Annotated in this window: 1 pseudogene; it reads left to right on the forward strand. The window is 56.6% G+C overall.

Going from position 1 to position 279, the window contains the following annotated elements:
- A pseudogene (locus tag CR917_RS26995) lies at nt 1-279 on the forward strand (IS3 family transposase); the annotation flags it as partial.

Here is a 279-nt window from a genome sequence, read left to right on the forward strand (position 1 = left end):
AACGATTCCAGGTCGGCCGAGATAGGCTGTTTCAGGTCTTGGGAGAGCGCCGTTTGCTGGTACTGCCCAAGCGGGCATACCACAAGACAACACAGAGCTTTCATCGCTTCTACCGCCATCCCAACTTAATCAAGCCCGGTCCAAGCCAAGTCGTTCCGACAAGGCCGGAGCACGTCTGGGTTGCCGACATTACTTATCTGCCCGCACGTAACGGCCCGCTGTACCTGAGCCTGGTAACGGACGCGTACTCCAGGAAAATTGTTGGTCACCACGTCCATG

Source organism: Pseudomonas sp. BRM28 (genome assembly GCF_002939405.1).
Classification (GTDB): domain Bacteria; phylum Pseudomonadota; class Gammaproteobacteria; order Pseudomonadales; family Pseudomonadaceae; genus Aquipseudomonas; species Aquipseudomonas palmensis.